This window comes from Lentzea sp. NPDC004782 (assembly GCF_040609115.1).
Lineage (GTDB): Bacteria > Actinomycetota > Actinomycetes > Mycobacteriales > Pseudonocardiaceae > Lentzea.
This window is the reverse complement of record NZ_JBEXJN010000013.1, coordinates 136,267-154,845: the sequence shown is the minus strand read 5'-3', so window position 1 is coordinate 154,845 and position 18,579 is coordinate 136,267. Positions and strand designations below refer to the sequence as shown.

At 69.5% G+C, this 18,579-nt stretch carries 15 protein-coding genes; 7 read left to right on the top strand and 8 right to left on the bottom strand.

The annotated features are described in order from the left end of the window. Nucleotides 1-22: 22 nt before the first annotated feature. Nucleotides 23-1,021: a GDSL-type esterase/lipase family protein gene (locus ABZV40_RS15035; RefSeq protein WP_355440553.1), complete on the top strand. Its 999-nt coding sequence runs from the start codon at nucleotides 23-25 to the stop codon at nucleotides 1,019-1,021. On the opposite strand, the gene ABZV40_RS15030 is transcribed toward ABZV40_RS15035, so the two are convergent. From ABZV40_RS15030 to ABZV40_RS15015, 4 genes are all read right to left on the bottom strand, one after another. Then, a complete protein-coding gene (locus ABZV40_RS15030; RefSeq protein WP_355440550.1) occupies nucleotides 1,005-1,952 on the bottom strand; it encodes a carboxylesterase family protein in 948 nt (315 codons plus the stop codon). The genes ABZV40_RS15035 and ABZV40_RS15030 overlap by 17 nt on opposite strands. After that, nucleotides 1,949-4,252, bottom strand: coding sequence for a hypothetical protein (locus ABZV40_RS15025; protein ID WP_355440547.1), 2,304 nt, complete (start codon nucleotides 4,250-4,252; stop codon nucleotides 1,949-1,951). Before ABZV40_RS15025 ends, ABZV40_RS15030 begins: the two co-directional genes overlap by 4 nt. 243 nt (nucleotides 4,253-4,495) lie before the next feature. Further along, the gene (locus ABZV40_RS15020; protein ID WP_355440545.1) at nucleotides 4,496-5,173 is read right to left on the bottom strand and encodes a hypothetical protein; all 678 of its coding nucleotides are present in this window, start codon (nucleotides 5,171-5,173) and stop codon (nucleotides 4,496-4,498) included. Beyond that, nucleotides 5,170-5,538, bottom strand: coding sequence for a YchJ family metal-binding protein (locus tag ABZV40_RS15015; protein WP_355440543.1), 369 nt, complete (start codon nucleotides 5,536-5,538; stop codon nucleotides 5,170-5,172). The genes ABZV40_RS15020 and ABZV40_RS15015 overlap by 4 nt, the downstream gene beginning before the upstream one ends. 96 nt (nucleotides 5,539-5,634) lie before the next feature. Between ABZV40_RS15015 and ABZV40_RS15010 the strand changes: the two genes are divergently transcribed. Both ABZV40_RS15010 and ABZV40_RS15005 read left to right on the top strand, forming a co-directional pair. After that, complete coding sequence (locus ABZV40_RS15010) at nucleotides 5,635-6,186, top strand: DivIVA domain-containing protein (protein WP_355440540.1); 552 nt, start codon at nucleotides 5,635-5,637, stop codon at nucleotides 6,184-6,186. Nucleotides 6,187-6,471: 285 nt separating this feature from the next. Then, nucleotides 6,472-7,110 carry an MHYT domain-containing protein gene (locus ABZV40_RS15005; RefSeq protein WP_355440537.1) on the top strand — a complete coding sequence of 213 codons (639 nt, stop codon included), beginning with the start codon at nucleotides 6,472-6,474 and terminating at the stop codon, nucleotides 7,108-7,110. Between the two features lie 134 nt (nucleotides 7,111-7,244). On the opposite strand, the gene ABZV40_RS15000 is transcribed toward ABZV40_RS15005, so the two are convergent. After that, nucleotides 7,245-9,725 carry a DNA topoisomerase (ATP-hydrolyzing) gene (locus tag ABZV40_RS15000; protein ID WP_355440534.1) on the bottom strand — a complete coding sequence of 827 codons (2,481 nt, stop codon included), beginning with the start codon at nucleotides 9,723-9,725 and terminating at the stop codon, nucleotides 7,245-7,247. Between the two features lie 28 nt (nucleotides 9,726-9,753). Continuing rightward, entirely contained in the window at nucleotides 9,754-11,805 is a 2,052-nt protein-coding gene (locus tag ABZV40_RS14995) for a DNA topoisomerase IV subunit B (RefSeq protein ID WP_355440531.1), read from the bottom strand. 454 nt (nucleotides 11,806-12,259) lie between these two features. On the opposite strand from ABZV40_RS14995, the gene ABZV40_RS14990 reads away from it, so the two are divergent. Genes ABZV40_RS14990 through ABZV40_RS14975 form a run of 4 tightly spaced genes read left to right on the top strand, consistent with a single transcriptional unit; the run spans nucleotide 12,260 to nucleotide 16,775 of the window. Further along, on the top strand, nucleotides 12,260-12,475 hold the full coding sequence (locus tag ABZV40_RS14990; RefSeq protein WP_355440528.1) for a hypothetical protein: 216 nt from the start codon (nucleotides 12,260-12,262) through the stop codon (nucleotides 12,473-12,475). 30 nt (nucleotides 12,476-12,505) lie between these two features. Then, nucleotides 12,506-14,104 (top strand): DUF4331 domain-containing protein, encoded by a 1,599-nt coding sequence (locus tag ABZV40_RS14985; RefSeq protein ID WP_355440525.1) that lies wholly within the window; start codon nucleotides 12,506-12,508, stop codon nucleotides 14,102-14,104. Continuing rightward, nucleotides 14,101-15,399: a tetratricopeptide repeat protein gene (locus ABZV40_RS14980; RefSeq protein ID WP_355440523.1), complete on the top strand. Its 1,299-nt coding sequence runs from the start codon at nucleotides 14,101-14,103 to the stop codon at nucleotides 15,397-15,399. The genes ABZV40_RS14985 and ABZV40_RS14980 overlap by 4 nt, the downstream gene beginning before the upstream one ends. After that, on the top strand, nucleotides 15,396-16,775 hold the full coding sequence (locus ABZV40_RS14975) for a High-affinity nickel-transporter (RefSeq protein WP_355440520.1): 1,380 nt from the start codon (nucleotides 15,396-15,398) through the stop codon (nucleotides 16,773-16,775). Before ABZV40_RS14980 ends, ABZV40_RS14975 begins: the two co-directional genes overlap by 4 nt. A 65-nt stretch (nucleotides 16,776-16,840) precedes the next feature. Here ABZV40_RS14975 and ABZV40_RS14970 read toward each other — a convergent pair whose 3' ends face one another. Together ABZV40_RS14970 and ABZV40_RS14965 are read right to left on the bottom strand one after the other, a co-directional pair. Further along, entirely contained in the window at nucleotides 16,841-17,605 is a 765-nt protein-coding gene (locus ABZV40_RS14970) for a zf-HC2 domain-containing protein (RefSeq protein WP_355440517.1), read from the bottom strand. Between the two features lie 207 nt (nucleotides 17,606-17,812). Further along, nucleotides 17,813-18,565 (bottom strand): TetR/AcrR family transcriptional regulator, encoded by a 753-nt coding sequence (locus ABZV40_RS14965; RefSeq protein WP_355440514.1) that lies wholly within the window; start codon nucleotides 18,563-18,565, stop codon nucleotides 17,813-17,815. Nucleotides 18,566-18,579: the final 14 nt, after the last annotated feature.

Sequence of the window (18,579 nt, the reverse complement as noted above, 5' to 3'; positions counted from 1 at the left end):
GCCGCAGGTAAACTCGGGCGCGATGCGGAAAGTCCTGCCCCTCGCGGTGATCGGCCTGCTCGCGATCCTGCTGGTCGTGAGCGACCACCCGTTCCCGCCGCCGTCGGAACCGGACCGCGAGTCCAGGACCGCGGTCGTGGCGCTCGGTGACAGCACGATGTCCGGTGAGGGCGCCGGCAGCTACGAACCCGGCACCGATGGCGAGGACGGCGGCAACTGGTGCCACCGGTCCCGCGTGGCGTCGATCATGAAGACGCAGGTCCAGGCCGACCAGAAGATCAACCTGGCCTGTTCCGGCGCCAACTCGGACAAGCTGCGCAACGAGCAGCTGCCGCAGCTGCGCAGGATCGCCGGGCAGAACCGGGTCGTCGCGGTCGTCGTGGCCATCGGCGCGAACGACGACCCGCACTTCGCCGAGGTCCTCAACAAGTGCTTCGAGGCGTGGGGCAAGCGCAGCGACTGCACGTCGTCCGTGGCCGTGGAGTGGTCGAAACGCGTGCGCCGGATGGTGCCCAAGGTCGAGAACACCCTGAACGCCGTCCGCCAGACCATGCGCGACTCCGGTTACCTCGACTCCTCCTACCAGCTGGTGGTCCAGTCGTACGCGGCGCCGGTGTCACCGAAGATGGCGCGCTCGCTGCAGAACCTGTCCGGGTGCCCGTTGCGCACCAGCGACCTGGAGTGGGTCGTCGAGGACGCGGTGCCTGAGCTGTCGAACGGCCTGCGCACCGCCGCGAACAAGGTCAACGCCCGGTTCCTCGACCTGTCCCGCGCCGGGGAGGGTCACGAGGCGTGCGCGGGCAAGCCGGAGACCGAGTGGTTCACGCGGCTGACCGTCGACTGGGCCGGGCTGAAGAACGAGAAGCGCTCGTCGCACGCGTTGCAGGAGTCGTTCCACCCCAACGCTCTCGGTCACGAGCAGTTCGGCCGCTGCCTCACCGAGTTCCTGGCGGCCGACAAGCGCGACGGCGCGTGCGTGCCGCGGCTGGACGGCACGCTCGGTCTCACCACGGAAAGCTGACGAACCTCGTCGTGCGTGCCTCGTGCCAGTCCAGGATCGCGAGGTAGACCCCGTCGGGCCACGACTCGACCTGCCCAACCGGCCCCCACCAGTGGACCTCGTCGCGCGGCCAGCCGGGATCACCGGTGCGCGCGAACCTCGCCCAGGCCTCGGCGATGTCCCCGCGCAGCGCGTCCGGGACGTCGGCGCCGTGGTGGGCGGGTGTGCGCGAGTAGACCGACCGGAAAGCGTTGGCGCGCTTGGCCAGGTGTGTGGTGGGCCGGCGGAAGACCTCGGCTTCCTCGTCGACGGTGTGGCACACCAGCAGGTCCACGTCGAACGGCCCGTCGAGCGGCACGTCCGGCAACGTGTCCCCGTCCACGATCGGCTGGTACAGCACGACGTCCGGCTGCGGGTTCGCCGCGACCTCGCGGGCGAACCCGGGGCTGAAGAACCGTCCGGGCACGCTGTGCGCGATCGCCCGGTGGAACAGGCCTTTCGCCGCGGGCATGACCATCAGGCACGCCACGGCCTGCGCGCCGGAGGACTGCCCGGCGATCGTGACGTTGCCGGGATCGCCGCCGTACCTGGCGATGTTGCGCTGGATCCACCGCAGTGCGGACACGATGTCGAGCAGGCCGCGGTTGTGCGGAAAGCCTTCCACGGCACCGAAACCGTCGACGGCGAGCCGGAAGTTGCAGCTCACGAACACGATGCCGTGCCCGGCCAGCACGTCGCCCGCGTACTCGGGCTGTGCTGACGAGCCGACGGTGTTCGCGCCGCCGTGGATCCACAGCAGCACCGGCGCCGGTCCGTCCACTGTGGACCAGACGTTCAGGGTGTGCGAGTCGCCGAACTCGCCGGCCGGCTCGCCGTCGCAGTCCACCGGTGGGTGGAAGCGCAACGAGCCGACCGCGGGTTCGGCGTACCGGATGCCCAGGTGAGGGCTCAAGCCTCCACCGTCATCCGGTACGACGGCAGCACCCGCAGGTTCGCCGCCGCCCGTTCGAGCTGCGAGAGCACGCTCGGCCGCATGGCCGCGATCTCCTGGTCCGCCGCGGCACCGGCCATCTCCTGCAGCATCACCTGCTGCGGTTGATCGCCCTCGGCCTCGGCCACCGCCAGCACGCGGAAAGCCGTGCCGGGCGGGAAGATCACGCGTTCCTCGGTGGCCACGGCGACGCGGTCCGCCACCTCGACCCGGCGGCCGGTGACCGACCACAGCAGGTACTCGGTGGCGCCCTCGACCCGCTGCACGGGGTTCGCGACGGCGCCGAGCAGGCCGTGCTCCACCAGCACGTCACCGCTGCGGTAGCGGCGCGGGCCGGTCGGGCCGCTCTGTCCCCACACCACCGCGACACCGCTGTGCAGCGGCAGGCGGTTCAGGCCCGACACGATGCACGCGACGTACGGGCGCAGGCGGCCGAGCCGGCCCATGCGGAGCGTTTCGACGACCACCTCCTCGTCCTGCGACACGCACGCCAGCAGGGCCGTCAGGTCGGTGACCATGGCCTCGAACGCCGCCGGGTCCTCCTCGGCGTCCGGGCGCTGCGCGAGCAGGCGGCAGACGGTCGCCGCGTGCACGCCGTAGCGCTCACCCAGTGCCCGGCGGACGGCGTCTCGTTCCGCCTCCGAGCTGCTGTGGTCGGGCAGCACGGTCTCGCGCTCGCCCTCGCTCTGGGCCGGAACCTCCCAGGACGCCAGCGGCTGCGCCGGCAGCGGGCCGTCCACGCGGAACCGCACGGCCGCCGCGTCCGGGTCGGACGACGGGAACGCCGCCTCCTCGGCCTCGGCCAGCACGTGCGCGCTCACGGTCACGGTGGCGGCCTCGGACGCTGCCATCGAGGCGTAGGCGGGCTCCTCCTCGACCGGGGTGACCGGGGAGAAGAACCCCGTGCCGCGCTCTGCCGGGTCGCGGGTCGACAGGGCCTGCGCGGCCGCACCGAGCGCGGCGGCGATCGCGGCGGGGCTGCCTTGGGCGCCGAACGACGCCGTGGGGGCCTCAGGTGCGGCGTGCGCGGGCGCGGCGTGTTGCGGAGAAGGCGGCGGAGGCGGGGTCACCTTGGCGTCGCAGAACACGACCCGCAGCAGCTTGCGCACCTCGGGCTCAAGGCGTTCCACGAGAGCAGCGCCATGCACCGCGACCGCGCCAGGAGTCGTGCGTCCAGGCGTGCCCACGGTCAGACGTGCCCACTCCGGGTCAACGGGCTGCGAGCGCACCTCGGCCGCGTTGTACGGCTCGTCGTGCTCACGCACCCACAGGCCGGACGGCACGACCTCCAGCACAACGCCGTCGCCGAGGGAGAACACACCGGGCGACACCTCGGCGAGTCCCGGCACGGGCGCGCGGTAGCCGGACACCGCCGGCACGGCCTCGTGCGGCGAGCACAGCACCTCGGTCACGAACGGCCGCCACGTCTGCTGCCCGCGCGGGTCGACCGCGACCACCGCGGGCCCGCCGGTGCGCAGGTTGCCCACCGGCAGACCGGTGAACATCGCGATCGGCTCGCCCAGCTGGTCGGCGACCAGCCGTCCGAGAGCGGTGTCGATGCCGTACGGCACGAGCCGCACGCGCGACCGGGCCGCCTGGGGCAGCGCGGTCAGCAGCCGGCAGACCTCGTCGGTCGGGATCGCCGACTGGCCGGGACCGCCGACGACGACGGTCAGCACGTTCTCGCGGCACGGCAGCGCCACGATCGGCCGCGCGTCCTGGCCGGCCGGGTCGAACGGCGGCTGCTGCGCGCGCAGCCACAGCCCGGCCGGGATGGGCTCGGAGATGCCGATCTCGCCCGTCGGCCACGGTGAGTTCGGGTCCATCGCCTCCCACTGCGGCACCGGGAAACGGCGCCCGAACGGCATCGGCGAGGCGTTGGGCTGGAACCGCACCCAGCTGCCGTAGCCCTGGGCGCCGACGACGAACGCGGCACCGGGCACCGTGGTCAGCACGCCGTCCGGCGCCACCACCTCGGCCTGCAGCTGCTCGGCGAGCCACTGCGCGGGCGCGGTGGGCCGCATGGTGCCCGCGTGCGACACCGCGAGCCGGATCGGGCCGCGACCACTGAGGGCGGTCACGACGTGCGGCCAGAAGGTGCTCTGGTCGCCACTCGGGAAGTCGACGACGACCACGGTGCGGCCGCGGTCGACGGGAAGGGTCCGCGCGAGGCCGGAGGCGGCCGCGCTCGGCCCCTCCGGTGCGGAGACGACGAGCGTCGCGCCGACGAAATTCGCCGCGAACGGCGTTCGTTGCGGCAATGGCTCCGGCGGCGGCGCTGCTGCCGGTGGCTGCTCGACGGGTGGCAGAACCGTGTTCTGAGTCTCGCCCGAACTCCGGGTCTGCGTTAGCTGGTCGCCGTGGGCGGCGGCACGTCGGCCCATCAAGCGCCTGATCACCTCCGTGCCATCCCGTTTCACTCGCCCTTTCGGCTTAATCGGGCAACGGTCGTGCACGCTATCAAGACGAAGCGCACTCGCGTCACCCAGTCGGGTTATTTGGTCTCATCCGATCGAGATCCACACGGCGCGCGCTCTTCCGCACACTCCGTGAGGGCCGATGATCGCGGACGCCGAGTATGCCTTGCGCCCGTCCCGGCCAAGTTCCCACGCGAGGAGCACGTGGTCCACACCCAGTTGGACCGGCTGTTCCACCTGGGCGACGAACGTGCCCAGCACGAACGCCGGACCGCCGTCCGGTGCCACCGGCTGCGCCGACGGGCAGTCGAGCGCGGCCCAGACGATCTCCGGCAGCACGTTCGCCCCGTCGTTGGGCAGGACGTCGGTGGGCCGCCACAGGCCCGCCCACTCCGGCCGCCCGTCCAGCGGGCCGAGCAGGGCCGCGATGCCGTCCTCCCGGCCGGGCCCGCACCCGAAGCACGTCGGGAACGGGTGCTTGTCGCGCCACGGCACCTTCGCGGCGGCCTTCCGCGCCTCGTCGTGCGTCGGCGCGACGGGAACGTCGAGGTCGAGCGTGGCGGGCTCGGCGGAGGCGATCAGCGTCTCGCCGTCGAACAGCTCACCGCCGCGGACCTCCAGCTCGCGGTCCAGCGGCACCGGCCTGCGCAATCGGACACTCACGGCCGGCGAGTCGACGTGCGCGGCGAGCAGACCGGCCGAATATCCGCCGTTGCCCATCCCGGGCGGGCCGTTGAACCGGCTCGCGACCGTCACCGCACTCATGACAGGGCCTCCGCGTAGACCCACTGGCCGTTCTCGCGGACGAACCGGCTCCGCTCGTGCACGACGCCGCCGACGTAGTGCGCGCGGAACTCGACGACGCCCTCGTTCTGGAGCAGTCCGCCGTTCTCCGTCGCCAGAATTTCGAGCTTCAGCCAGCGGTCGCCCGCGTCGGTTCCCGCGCTCGCCGGGCGGTGCTCCGCGGCCCACGTGCGCAGCAGGTAGTCCTCATCGGACACGGCGAAAGCGCTGTAACGCGACCGCATCAGCTGCTCGGCCGTGGCCGCGGTGCGGGCTCCGGAGTGCAGCGCGCCACAACAGTCCACATAGGACTCACCGGTACCGCACGGACACAGTTTGTTGTTCACGCACACATTGTGCCTGGTGAACCCGTTAGAACCGATGCCCCACCTCGTACGTACACCTTGTCAAGACTGACTCGCGGGAGGCAGAGGAGACGGCACGTGAGTGTGGACAGCAGGACTGAGCTCGTACCGCTGCGCACGTGGTTCGGGCTGCGGTGGCGCGGCTACGACCGTGACGAGGTGGACGACTACGTCGCCGAGCTCGAGGCCGAACTGCGCCTCGTCACCGCGGACCGCGACGCGTCGGAGGCCCGCGCCGAGGCGCTGGCCAGCAGGTTGATGGCGGTCCAGGAGGAGAACGCGGCACTGCAGGACGGCCTGCACCGCATCTGCCTGACCCCGATCGACCCGAAGGGCCTGCCGGAACGGCTCGCCCGCATGGTCGCACTGGCCGAGGAAGAGCGCCGGGACGTCATCCGGGACGCGCAGCTCAAGGCGTTGATGATCGTCGGAGAGGCCGAGCAGCGCGCCCGCGTGCTCGACGAGGAGGCCGCACGCAAGCGCGAGGAGATCCGCGAGGACTTCCGGCTCGCCATGTCGGCACGCCGGGCAGAGGCCATGCGCGCTCTCGCGGAACTGCGCAACGTCGCCCTCGACGAGGCGGAGCGCATTATCGCGGAAGCGAAGGTGCAGAGCGCCAGAATCGACTAGAGACTTCCCCGGACGGCCTGCACGCGATTCTGTGCAGTCTTTTCGGCATTCGCTTCTCACCTAAGGTGAAGAACCCGGCCCCACCCTTCACCTATTCATTTCCCCTATCCGTCCACAAAGGTCTTGCACCCCATAGTTTCGGAATGTTTTTATTCCGCCATGGACATGGGGACGGTCACTCCTATCACGGCGTACCTGGTCGCGTGCCTCGGTTCGGCACTCGGTCTGTTGTCGAGCGAACGCGCACGGAACGCCACCGGAGGATCACGGAAATGGTGGTTGGCGGTGGCCGCCGCGTCAATCGGCGGCCTCGGCATCTGGGGAATGCACTTCACCGCGATGCTCGGCACGTGGATGGGGGTGAAGGTCGCCTATGACATCACCACCACGTTGCTGAGCATGGTGGTCGCGATCATCGTCGTCGGCATCGGGCTTTTCCTGACCCTCCGCCACGACGGCGACGAACGCTTCTGGCCACTCGCGGCCGGCGGCCTCGTCACGGGCCTCGGCGTCGCCGCGATGCACTACACCGGCATGTCGGGCATCGTGATGAACGCCGACGTGACCTACAACCCGGCCGTCGTGACGGTGTCCGTCCTGATCGCCGTGGTCGCCGCGACCGCCGCGCTGTGGTTCACGAGGAACGTGAGCGGCCCGCTCGCCGTCCTCGGCGCCTCCCTCGTGATGGGCCTCGCCGTCACGGGCATGCACTACACCGGCATGCACGCCATGAACATCACGACAAGACAGGGCGCGCCGGTCCTCGCCGACAACTCCGAGGGCCTGATCACCACGCTGATCATCGGCGGCGTCGGCTTCAGCGTGATCATCGTGTTCCTGCTCGCCCTCACGACCTCCGACGAGGAGCGCGGCGAGGAGGCCGAGGTGCTCAACCGGGTGCTGCGCCGGACCGAGTCGCGCTGACCCGGTCCGGCCGCAACCCGCCTGCCAGGCAGTTACGTGGATGAAGGGCGCCTTCCTCCACCTGGTGTGGATGAAGGCGCCCTTCATCCACCTCACTGGACGGCGAGTTGCGATGCCGACTTCCGGCCACCTGCTCAGTCCCGTTCGACCAGGTGCCCGACGACGTCCGGCCCGGGATGCGCGTGGCCGGAGCCGTCCCGCCGGTGGTCGACCTCGGGCAGCTCGACCGGCGAGCCCTTCCGGTCCGCACCGGCCGGCCTGCTGCCGATCCACGCCAGCACCAGCTGCGACTCCCCCTTGAGGAACCGCTGCGACCGCACACCACCGGTCGCGCGGCCCTTGGCCGGGTACTCGCTGAACGGCGTGACCTTGACGCTCTGCCCGGACGACGTCACGACCATGGGCTCACCGTGCTCGTCGTCGTCCGTGCGGATCGCCCCGAAGAACACCACGTGCGCGTCACCGCTGAGGTTGATGCCCGCCATGCCGCCGCCCTTGAGGCCCTGCGGCCGCACCAGCTTCGCGTCGTAGCGCAGCAACGACGAATCGGAACTGACGAACGCCAGCGTCTCGCTGCCGTCCGTGAGCCACGTGCACCCGACGATCTCGTCGCCGTCCTTGAGCGTGATGACCTCGAACTCGTCCGACCGCACCGGCCACTCCGGCGCACACACCTTGACCGTGCCGAGCTTCGTGCCGAGCGCGACACCCGGCGAGTCCCCGGCCTCCAACGGCACGATGCCGACGACCTTCTCACCCTTGTCGAGCGGCACCAGCTCACTCGCCGCCATGCCGCCGCTGAGCGACACCGTGCCGTGCTGCTCGGGCAACACCGGCAACGGCAGCACGTCGGTCTTGAACGCGCGCCCGAGGTTCGTGATCAGGATGACCTGGCCACGCGCCGTCGAGTGCACGACGGCCGACACGGCGTCGTGCTTCACCCGCCCGGCCCGGCGCTTGCCCTCCGACACCTCCTCCGACTCGGCCGCGGTGCGCGCGACGAGCCCGGTGGCGCTGAGGATCACCTGGCACGGGTCGTCGGCGACCTCCAGCGGACCGGCGGGCTTGGACGCCGCCAGCACCTCCTTGAGGTCGCCGTCGATGAGGCTGGTCCGCCGGTCGCCGCCGAGCTCCTTCGCCACGGCCGCGAGCTCGGACGACACGAGCTTCCTCAGCACGCTCTCGTCCTCGAGGATCGCCGTCAGCTCCGCGATCTCCTTGGTGAGCTTGTCCTGCTCACCCTCGAGTTCGAGCTTGTCGTACTTGGTGAGGCGGCGCAGCGGCGTGTCGAGGATGTAGGAGGCCTGGATCTCCGACAACTTGAACTGCTTCATCAGGCCATCCTTGGCGGCAGCCGCGTTCTCGCTGCCCCGGATCAGCCTGATGACCTTGTCGATGTCCAGCAGGGCCTTCAGCAGACCCTCGACCAGGTGCAGACGCTCCTCGCGCTTGCGGCGCCGGAACCTCGTGCGCCGCGTGACAACCTCGTAGCGGTGCTGGAGGAACACCTCCAGCAGCTCCTTGAGCCCGAGCGTCTGCGGCTGCCCGTCCACCAGCACCAGGTTGTTGATGCCGAACGACTGCTCCATCGGCGTCAACCGGTAGAGGTCCGCGAGCAGCGCCTGCGGGTTCACCCCCACCTTGCACTCGATGACGAGCCGGATCCCGTTCTCGCGGTCGGTGAGGTCCTTGACATCCGCGATGCCGGTGAGCCGCTTGGACTTGTTGACCTCGTCGGTGATCTTCTCGACGATCCGCTCGGCCCCCACGCCGTACGGCAGCTCGGTGACGGTGATGGCCTGGCGGCCCCTGCTGCCCTCCAACGGCCCGATCTCGACCTTCGCCCGCATCCGCACGACGCCACGCCCGGTCTCGTAGGCCTTCCGCACCTCGTCGAGGCCCAGCAGGATGCCACCGGTCGGCAGGTCGGGCCCCGGCACGAACTCCATGAGCTTGTCGAGGTCCGCGTTCGGGTGCGTGATCAGCCACCGCGCCGCCCCGATCACCTCGCGGAGGTTGTGCGGGATCATGTTCGTGGCCATGCCGACGGCGATGCCGGACGTGCCGTTGACCAGCAGGTTCGGGAACGCCGCCGGGAGAACGCTCGGCTCCTGCAGCGAGCCGTCGTAGTTGGGCCGGAAGTCGACCGTCTCCTCGTTCAGCTCGCTGACCAGCTGCATCGCGACCGGAGACATGCGGCACTCGGTGTACCTCGACGCGGCCGGTCCATCGTCCGGGGAACCAAAATTTCCGTGCCCGTCGATCAACGGCTCGTTGAGGCTGAAGTCCTGCGCGAGGCGGACCAACGCGTCGTAGATGGCCGTGTCGCCGTGAGGGTGGAACTTGCCCATTGTGTCCCCGACGACGCGCGACGACTTCACGTACGCGTGCGTGGGCCGATACCCGGACTCGTGCATCGAGTAGAGGATGCGGCGGTGCACCGGCTTGAGGCCGTCCCGCGCGTCCGGCAGAGCCCGCGAGTGGATGACCGAGTACGCGTACTCCAGGTACGAGTCCTCGATCTCCGTCTTCAGCGAGTTGTCGAGAACCGTCGCGCCGGCCCGGTCGAACGCGGCGGGGTCGACCTTGGTCGTGGGTCCCTTGCGGCGTGCCATGACTGTCTTCCAGCTCTTTCCGTGTGCGTTAGAGGTCGATGGCCGACTGGTCGACCCGTGCGGCGGACTCGACGAGCCAGTTGCGGCGCGGCTCGACCTTCTCGCCCATCAGCAGTTCCAGCGCGGTCTCGGCGGCGTCGACGTCGTCCATCGTGATGCGCCGGACGCTTCGGGTGGCGGGGTTCATCGTGGTCTCCCACAACTCGTCCGCGTCCATCTCGCCCAGGCCCTTGAACCGCGGCACCGGCGTGACGACCTGCTTGCCCGCCTTCTCCAGCTGCGCGACCTTCTGCTCCATCTCGCGCTGCGTGAAGGTGAAGTGCGTCTCGGCGTTGCGGCCGCGCGTCATCACCTTGTGCAGCGGCGGCATCGCGGCATAAAGCCGCCCGTCCTCGATCACCGGCCGCATGTACTTGGCGAACAACGTGATCAGCAACGTGCGGATGTGGCTGCCGTCGACGTCCGCGTCGGCCATCAGGATCACGCGGCCGTACCGCATCTGGCTGATGTCGAACGTGCGGCCCGTGCCGGCGCCGAGGACCTGGACGATGGAAGCGATCTCGGCGTTGCGCAGGGTGTCGGCGAGCGAGGCCTTCTGGACGTTGAGAATCTTGCCTCGCAAGGGAAGCAGCGCCTGGTACTCGGAAACGCGAGCCATTCTCGCACTCCCGAGGGCGCTGTCGCCTTCCACGAGAAACAGCTCGCTGCGCGAAACACCCGTGGTCCGGCAATCCACCAGCTTGGCGGGCATCGCCGCGCCCTCGAGCGCCGTCTTGCGCCGGGCCGCGTCCTTCTGCTGCTTCTGCGTGAGCCGGACGCGCGAGGCGTCGACGACCTTCTGCAGCACGGTCTTGGCCTCGACCTTGGTCTTGCGGTCCTCGGTCCACGCGCGCACCTGAGCATCAACGATTCCCTGCAGCACCTTGGTGATGCCCGCGGTGGACAGCTCGTCCTTGGTCTGCGAGGTGAACTGCGGCTCGGGGATGCGGACGTGGACGACGGCCGTCATGCCCTCCAGCACGTCGTCCAGGGTCGGCGGGTCCTCCTTGGGCTTCAGGAGCCCGCGGGTCTTGGAGATCGCGTCCTGGATCGCCTTCAGCACCGCGCGGTCGAAGCCGCGGCGGTGGGTGCCGCCGTGCATGTTGCGGATGGTGTTGGTGAAGCACTCGACGGTGCGCTCGTAGCCGGTGCCCCAGCGGAGTGCGACCTCGATCTCGGCCTGACGCTCCACTTTGGACCGCATCACGCCGTTCTCGTCGGCGGCGTTCTCGTGGTAGGTGCCCTTGCCGGTGATCACCAGGGTGCCCGAGACGGCGCGGTCGCCCGAGGGCGCCAGGAACTCGACCATGTCGGTCAGGCCGTTCGGGTAGTGGAAGACCTCTTCGGAGATGGAGTCTTCCAGCGCGGTCCGCAGCACGTAGGTGACGCCGGGCACCAGGAAGGCGGTGTTGCGCAGCTTCATGCGGACGGCTTCGACGTCGAGGGCCGCGCCGTTCTCGAAGTAGCGGGCGTCGTGCCAGTAGCGGGTCGAGGTGCCGGTGGACTCGTTGCGCTTCATCTTGCCGGTGACGCGGAGGCCGGCCTGGCGGGTGAACTTCGCCTTCGGGCCGGGGCCGTCGAACACGCCGGGCACGCCGTGGGCGAACGACATCTCGTGCACCTTGCCGCCACGCCGCACCGTGACGTCGTAGCGCAGGGAGAGGGCGTTGACCGCGGAAGCGCCGACGCCGTGCAGGCCGCCGGAGGTCTTGTAGCCGGAGCCGCCGAACTTGCCGCCGGCGTGCAGCTTGGTCAGCACCAGTTCCACACCGGACAGACCGGACTTGGCGTGCACGTCGGTCGGGATGCCGCGGCCGTCGTCGTCGACCTGGACGCTGCCGTCGGCGTGCAGCGTGACCACGATCCTCGTGGCGTGACCTGCGACGCCTTCGTCGGTGGAGTTGTCGACGATCTCGCTGAAGAGGTGGTTGATGCCCCGGCTGTCGGTCGACCCGATGTACATGCCTGGCCGCTTGCGGACGGCCTCCAGACCTTCCAGATGCGTGAGGTCGTCGGCCCCGTACAGGGTCTCAGCGGTCACGGGTATTTCTCCCTGGTTGTGTGCGGACTGCCAGCAGGGTATCTGCACGGACCGACAATTTTTCGCAGGACGCCCGTCACCGACGTGGAATCCGCCCTGAATGCTGCGTCACAACGCCCTCCCGCGAGCACCGCGTCCGTCACCACGACCCCGCTGACCTGCGAAGGCAGCCGGAACCGCCCGAACTGACACGGGCCTGAACAACCGGTTGGCGTGCGTCGCGCGCCCGAGCGCGCCTCAAGGCCGGATACCCGAGCACGTGCGGGGCCAACCGGACGCCGGGATCAGCGCCATTCGATCGTCCACTGTGGACACCAGAGGTCCCCTGGCGGCGAACCGGGCCGAGGTTGCGCGCGTGACCTGGTCGAGACCTGGTCGCAATTGACCCGTGAACCGTGATGAACACCTGCACGTATGCCCCGGTGTCGGAAGCGGACGAGGGACGGAGGATCGCGTGCCGCACGGTGTGGACTCGGGTCTCGCCCAGCAGACCGCGCACAGCCCGTCCTGCTTCGAGGTCGAGCGGACCCCGCCGATCGCGGCAGAGGCGTCCATCCGGCCCAACGCCGTCCTGCCCGGCATCCGCGACTTCACCCGAGCGAGGTGGACCAGCCACACCTGCCACACCAGTCACTCCAGCGCACCGTCGCTGCTGATGCACAGCGCCTGAAGCCTCATTTCTCCGAAAGGTTGTCCAGAGATGTCATCACCGCACGTCCTCAGCGGTCGGCGCGGCCAGGTGGCTGCGGCCGCGCTGGTGGCCGCCACACTGCTGAACGCGGCGCTGTTCGGTTCGAACGGTGCCACCGCCTCGTCGCACCGCGAAGCACCGCTGATCGCGGGTGATCCTGCCGTCGACAACACGGACCTCTACGCGTTCGTCAGCCCCGACAACAAGGACACCGTCACGCTGGTCGGCAACTGGTCCGGTTTCCAGGAGCCCAACGGTGGGCCCAACTTCTACCCGTGGGCCGAGGACGCGCAGTACGACTTCAACATCGACAACGACGGCGACGCCAAGCCGGACGTCACGTTGCGGTTCATGTTCCACAACGAGGACCGCCGCAAGAACTACACGTTCCTGTACACCAACGGCGCCGTGCACTCGCTGGACGACGAGAACCTGTTGTTCCGGCAGCGCTACGACCTCGAGGCGATCTACCAGAACGGCCAGCGGGTCAAGCTCGTGAACAACGCCCAGGTCGCCCCGTCACCCAACGGCCCGGCGTCGATGCCGGACTTCAAGAAGCTGCGCGACCAGGCGATCGTGCAGATCCCCGGCGGCGGCAAGGTCTACGTCGGCCCGTCGGCCGACTCGTTCTTCGCCGACCTGCGGGTGTTCGACCTGCTCTACGGCGGCAACCTGAGCGAGGTCGGCCAGAACACGCTGCGCGGCTACAACGTCAACACCATCGCGATCCAGCTGCCCAAGCACGCGCTGGCGCTGAAGAACGACATCCACCGCAACCCGAACATCGGCATCTGGAGCGCCACGTCGCGCCGCTCGCTCAAGCTCTCGCCGGGCAAGGCGGAGGCGCAGGGCGACTTCGTGCAGGTCTCGCGCCTGGGCAACCCGCTGGTGAACGAGGTCGTGGCCCCCGCGGGCCTCAAGGACGCGTTCAACGGCCTGCGCCCCGACCAGGACGCCGGCGTGAAGGAGCTCGTCGACCGGGTGGTGAACCCGGAGCTGCCGAAGCTGATCGAGGGCATCTACAAGATCCCGGCACCCAAGGGCAACCGCGACGACCTGGCCGAGATCTTCCTGACCGGTGTCACCAAGAAGCTCAACGGACCGATCAAGGCGGACCTGAACTCGCAGGTCAACAACGCCGACGTCGACCAGCGGCGGTTCCGCGCGTCGGAGATGCTGCGGCTGAACCTGATGATCGACCCGAACCCGAAGCCGAACCGCCTCGGTGTGCTCGGCGGTGACACGCAGGGCTTCCCGAACGGTCGTCGCCTCGCCGACGACGTGGTGGACATCGCCATCCAGGCGATGGAGGGCGCCGCGGCGTCCGGCAAGCTCGTCGACGCGCTCGCCACCGGTGACAAGGTCGACGCTCCCGACCAGGCACCCGAGGCGAACTTCCCGTACGTGGCACTGCCCCACAACGGCATGGCCGTCAACAGCAACGGCAACACCGCGACCGTCGCGGTGAACCCGGTCAGCAGCGTCTCCAACCTCGACCCGATGGCGATGACCACCGCGGTGGGCTCGGCGCTCGTGTTCGGCGGTGGCTTCTTCCTGTGGCGCAAGCGCCAGCAGCAGATCCGCAAGTACGGATCGCACTCGAAGTGAAGTACCAAGTGCGGCAAGCGGTCGCGGTGGGTCTCCTGGTCACCGCGGCGCTTGCCTACCTCGCCGCCTCCGGTCCTGCCGACAGCAGGGCCGGAGGCGCGCAACCTGAACCGGTTCCCGTTGTCGCGCAGCAGAACGAGATGCACCGCGTGGTGCACCAGCTGCAACAGCGACTGCACGGACTGCCCGAGGACAAGGCGTCCTGGGCCAAGCTCGGTGCGTCCTATGTGGAGCTCGCGCGCGTGACCGCGGACCCGACCTACTACGCGAAGGCCGAGGGCGCGCTGAAGAACGCGGGCGACACCGGCCTCGCGGCGGTCGGCATGGGAACGCTCGCCAACGCCCGCCACGACTTCCACGCGGCCCGCGACTGGGCGCAGAAGGCGATCGCCTCGCTGCCCTCCTCCGCGGAGGCCTACGGCGTGCTGGCCGACGCGTTGACGCAGCTGGGCGACGACGCGGGCGCCCAGGACGCGGTGCAGAAGATGCTGGACCTCAAGCCCAGCACCGCCTCGTTCGCCCGCGCTTCCTACCACTTCGAGCTCCACGGCGACGTCGACGGCGCCCGTGACGCGATGACGCGCGCCCTGACCGCTGCCTCGACTCCGGAAGAGATCGCTTTCTGCCATTACCGGCTGGGTGAACTGGCGTTCGACCACAACCGGCTCGACGAGGCCGCCCAGCACTACGAGCAGGGGCTGGCGGCGAGAGGAGACGACATGGCTCTCACCCAGGGCAAGGCGAAGGTCGCGGCGGCACGGGGTGACGTCCCGGTCGCGCTCGACACCTACCGCAAGCTCGTGACCCGCGCTCCCCTGCCGCAGTACCTGCAGGAGTACGCGGAGCTGCTGGAGGCGAACGGCAGGACCGAGGAGGCGGCGCGGCAGTACGACGTGCTGTCCGAGCAGCAGCGGTTGATGGAGTCGCAGGGCGCCTCCGACGACCTGGCCGCCGCCCTGGTCGCCGCCGACCGCGGTGACGGCATGCAGGCGCTGCGCCGGGCTGAGGCCGAGTGGAGCCGCCGGCAGAGCGTGTTCGTGGCCGACGCGATGGCGTGGGCGCTGCACGTGAACGGCCGGGACGCCGAGGCGCTCGCCTACTCGGACCGGGCCAACGCCCTGGGCTGGCAGAACGCCACGTTCTCCTACCACCGCGGCATGATCCTCGCCGCGCTCGGCCGGGTCGCCGAGGCACAGGAGGCGCTGGTGCAGGCGTTGCGGCTGAACGCGAACTTCTCCCCGCTGCAGTCGCTGAAGGCGGGTCGCAAGCTCGCCGAGCTGCGAGGCGGCCGGTGAGCCTGTCGGGCTGGGTGGTGCGCCCCCTTCTCGTCGCCGCTCTGCTGCTGGCGGGCTTCTTCCTCATCAACGGCAAGGCGTCCGCGCACCCGCTGGGCAACTTCAGCGTCAACCACTACCACGGGCTGCACCTGCACCCGGACCACATCGACCTCAGATCCGTGGTCGACGTGGCGGAGATCCCGACGCTGCAGGAGAACCTGAAAGCGCGCGACGCGAAGCAGTGGTGCGACGAGGTCGCGAGGACCGACCGGTCCACGGTGGACGGCCGGGAGATCACCTGGACGCTCTCCAGCTCGACCAAGGAACACCCCAAAGGCCAGGCGGAGCTCACCACGACCCGCCTGGTCTGCGAGTTCACCGCCAAGGTCGACCTGGACCGGCCGGCCAGGCTGGAGTTCCACGACGAGTCGAACGTCGACCGGATCGGCTGGCGGGAGATCACCGCGGCCGGCACCGGAATCAAGCTCACGGACTCGAACGTCCCGACCGAGAGCATCAGCAACGAGCTCCGGACCTACCCGGAGGACCTGCTCAGCAACCCGATGGACGTGCGGTCCGTCGCCTTCACCGCCTCCCCCGGCAGCGGGTCGGAGCCGAAGAAGGCCTCCGGATCCCCCATCCAGTCGTTGAGCGTCACCGCGAACGCCCTGAACGACATCCTGGGCAGCGCCGAGCTCACGCCGTGGCTGGGGTTCCTGGCCGTGTTGCTGTCGCTGCTGCTCGGTGCGTCGCACGCGGCGTTGCCCGGTCACGGCAAGACGTTGATCGCCGCCTACCTCGCCGGACGTCAGGGCACGCCGAAGGACGCGTTGGTCGTCGGTGCCTCCGTCACCGCGACGCACACGGGTGGCGTGCTGGTGCTCGGCCTGGTGATCAGCGCGTCGAGCGCGCTGGCCGGCGAGCAGGTGCTGCGCTGGCTCGGGCTCGTCAGCGGTCTGCTGATCACCGTCATCGGCGTGATGCTGCTGCGCTCGGCCCTGACCCGCGAACCAGCCCTGGCAGGCGTCGGCGCCGGACACGGCCACGGGCATGGGCATGGGCATGGAACCGGGCACGGTCACGGGTACAGCCGGGCAAGCCTCATCGGCATGGGCGCGGCCAACGGACTGGTCCCGTCGCCCTCCGCGCTCGTCGTGCTCCTCGGCGCGATGGCCCTGGGCCGCACGTGGTTCGGCGTCCTGCTGGTCCTCGGTTACGGAATCGGCATGGCCGGCACGCTCACCGCGGTCGGCCTGCTGCTGGTGAAAGCCCGTGAGCGCGTCGAGAAATTCCTGGACGGACGTGCCACCCGCGCGCTCTCGCATTACGCACCTGTCGTCACGGCCGCCATGGTGATCGTGGTGGGCGCGTGGCTCACATTGCAGGCCGTCTGAATTACACCAATGTAAGAAGGGCCCGGATTCGGTCGGAATCCGGGCCCTTCCTCTGTTCGGCGTCCTTACTGTCCCTGCAGGTTCGCCACCACGAACGCCTTGCCCTCCGCGTTCTCGACGGCGACCGACTTCACCTGGTCCGGCGGGACGCTGACCATGCCCCGCACCTTGGCTCCCTCGACCCTGCCCTTCTCGGTCGAGGTCCACGCGAAGGCCTCGGTCTTGGTGCCGTCCTGCTTGACCACCACCAGCTTGCACTTCTGCGCTGCCGGCAGACCGTTGATGTCGGCCGTGACCTGGTAGCGGTCCTGCGACGACGGCGCTATCTCCGCCACCATCTTGATCCCGCCGGCCGTCGCCTCACCCGTGCGGGTCGAGGCCACGCTGGTCGCCGGTCCCTCGTTCTGCATGAACACGGCAGCGCCCCCGAACGCGACCACCGCGGCGACTGCCGCGGCGGCGAGGTAGCCCGGCCAGCGGCGGGGCTTGGCGTGCTGCGGTTCGGGGAAGTCCTCCACCGCCTGCGGACTGGCTCTCGGGCGCTGGTCGACCACCCGCGGCTGCGGGATGACCGACTCCTGCCTGATCTGCCGCAGCGTGCGCTGCAGCAGCAGGTCCGAAGGCTTGGGCAGGTCGGCTTCGAGCTCGTGCAGGAACACCTCACGGGGCACCTCGTCGAGCACCATGCGGATCCGGTGGAAGTCGGCGACCTGCGCACGGCAGGGCGGACAGCCCCTGAGGTGCTGCTCCACGCCATGACTCTCGTGCGCGTCCAGAACGCCGAGCGCGTAGCAGCCAAGGGTGACCGCGTCGTGCGCGCCAGCTGTCATACGACCTCCTCGTCGTCCCGATTCGACCCCCGCGGCGAAACGGTGTCACAAGGGAAAACGCGGAGATAGGAGTAGTCGGTTCAGCTCGCGAACGGGTTCATTCAGATTGCTCATAACAATGGCATTACGTAACCGCCCAACTACCGTTGAGGGGTGGCCTGAGCAGGGCTTTTCACTCGATCGGAGGACTCAAGGTGTCTTGAACGGCTACAAGCACGTCTCTCGACGAACCAGCGGCCGGTCCTCGGCTTCGATGAACACCGCGAGGCCGTCGAGCACCCTCGCGAGACCGAACTCGAACTCGTCCAGCGGCCGCTCGTACCCGCCCGTGTTCCAGATGTGCGCCATCACGGGCACCCGTTGCGGCGTGAAGTGCTCCCAGAGCCCGTCCAGGTCGCTCCACCAGTCCTCCTCGCTCACCCCGGTCTCCCGTTCGGCGAGCACCCGGTCGGCCATCGTCCTGCCGACACCGGCGACGAACTGGCTGACGGTCGTGACGACCGCGACGATCTCCTCCGGCTCCAGTCCGAGCTCCGACACCACCGCGAACGCCGCGTCCAGGCGGGTCATCGCGTTCGGGCCGGGCATCCGCCGCGCGTTGGTGAGCTGCAGCAGCCACGGGTGGGCGCGGAACATCGACCACATCTGGCGCGCGTAGAACTCCAGACCCTCGCGCCACGGCCCTTTCGGCGTGTACTCGGTCTCGCCCCACACGGCGTCGACCATGAGGTCCAGCAGCTCGGACTTGCCGGGGACGTGCCGGTACAGCGACATGGTGGTGAAGCCCAGGGTCTCGGCCACCCGGCGCATGGTCAGCGCCCCGACGCCCTCGCCGTCGGCGACCTTGATCGCCGCCTCGACCACCCGCGCCTTGCTGAGCGCGGCCTTCGGTCCCCTCGTCGGTTCGGCGGGCGTCTCCCACAACAGGCGCACGCTGCGGTTCCGGTCGTCCTGCTTCACCCAGCCCCCTCTTC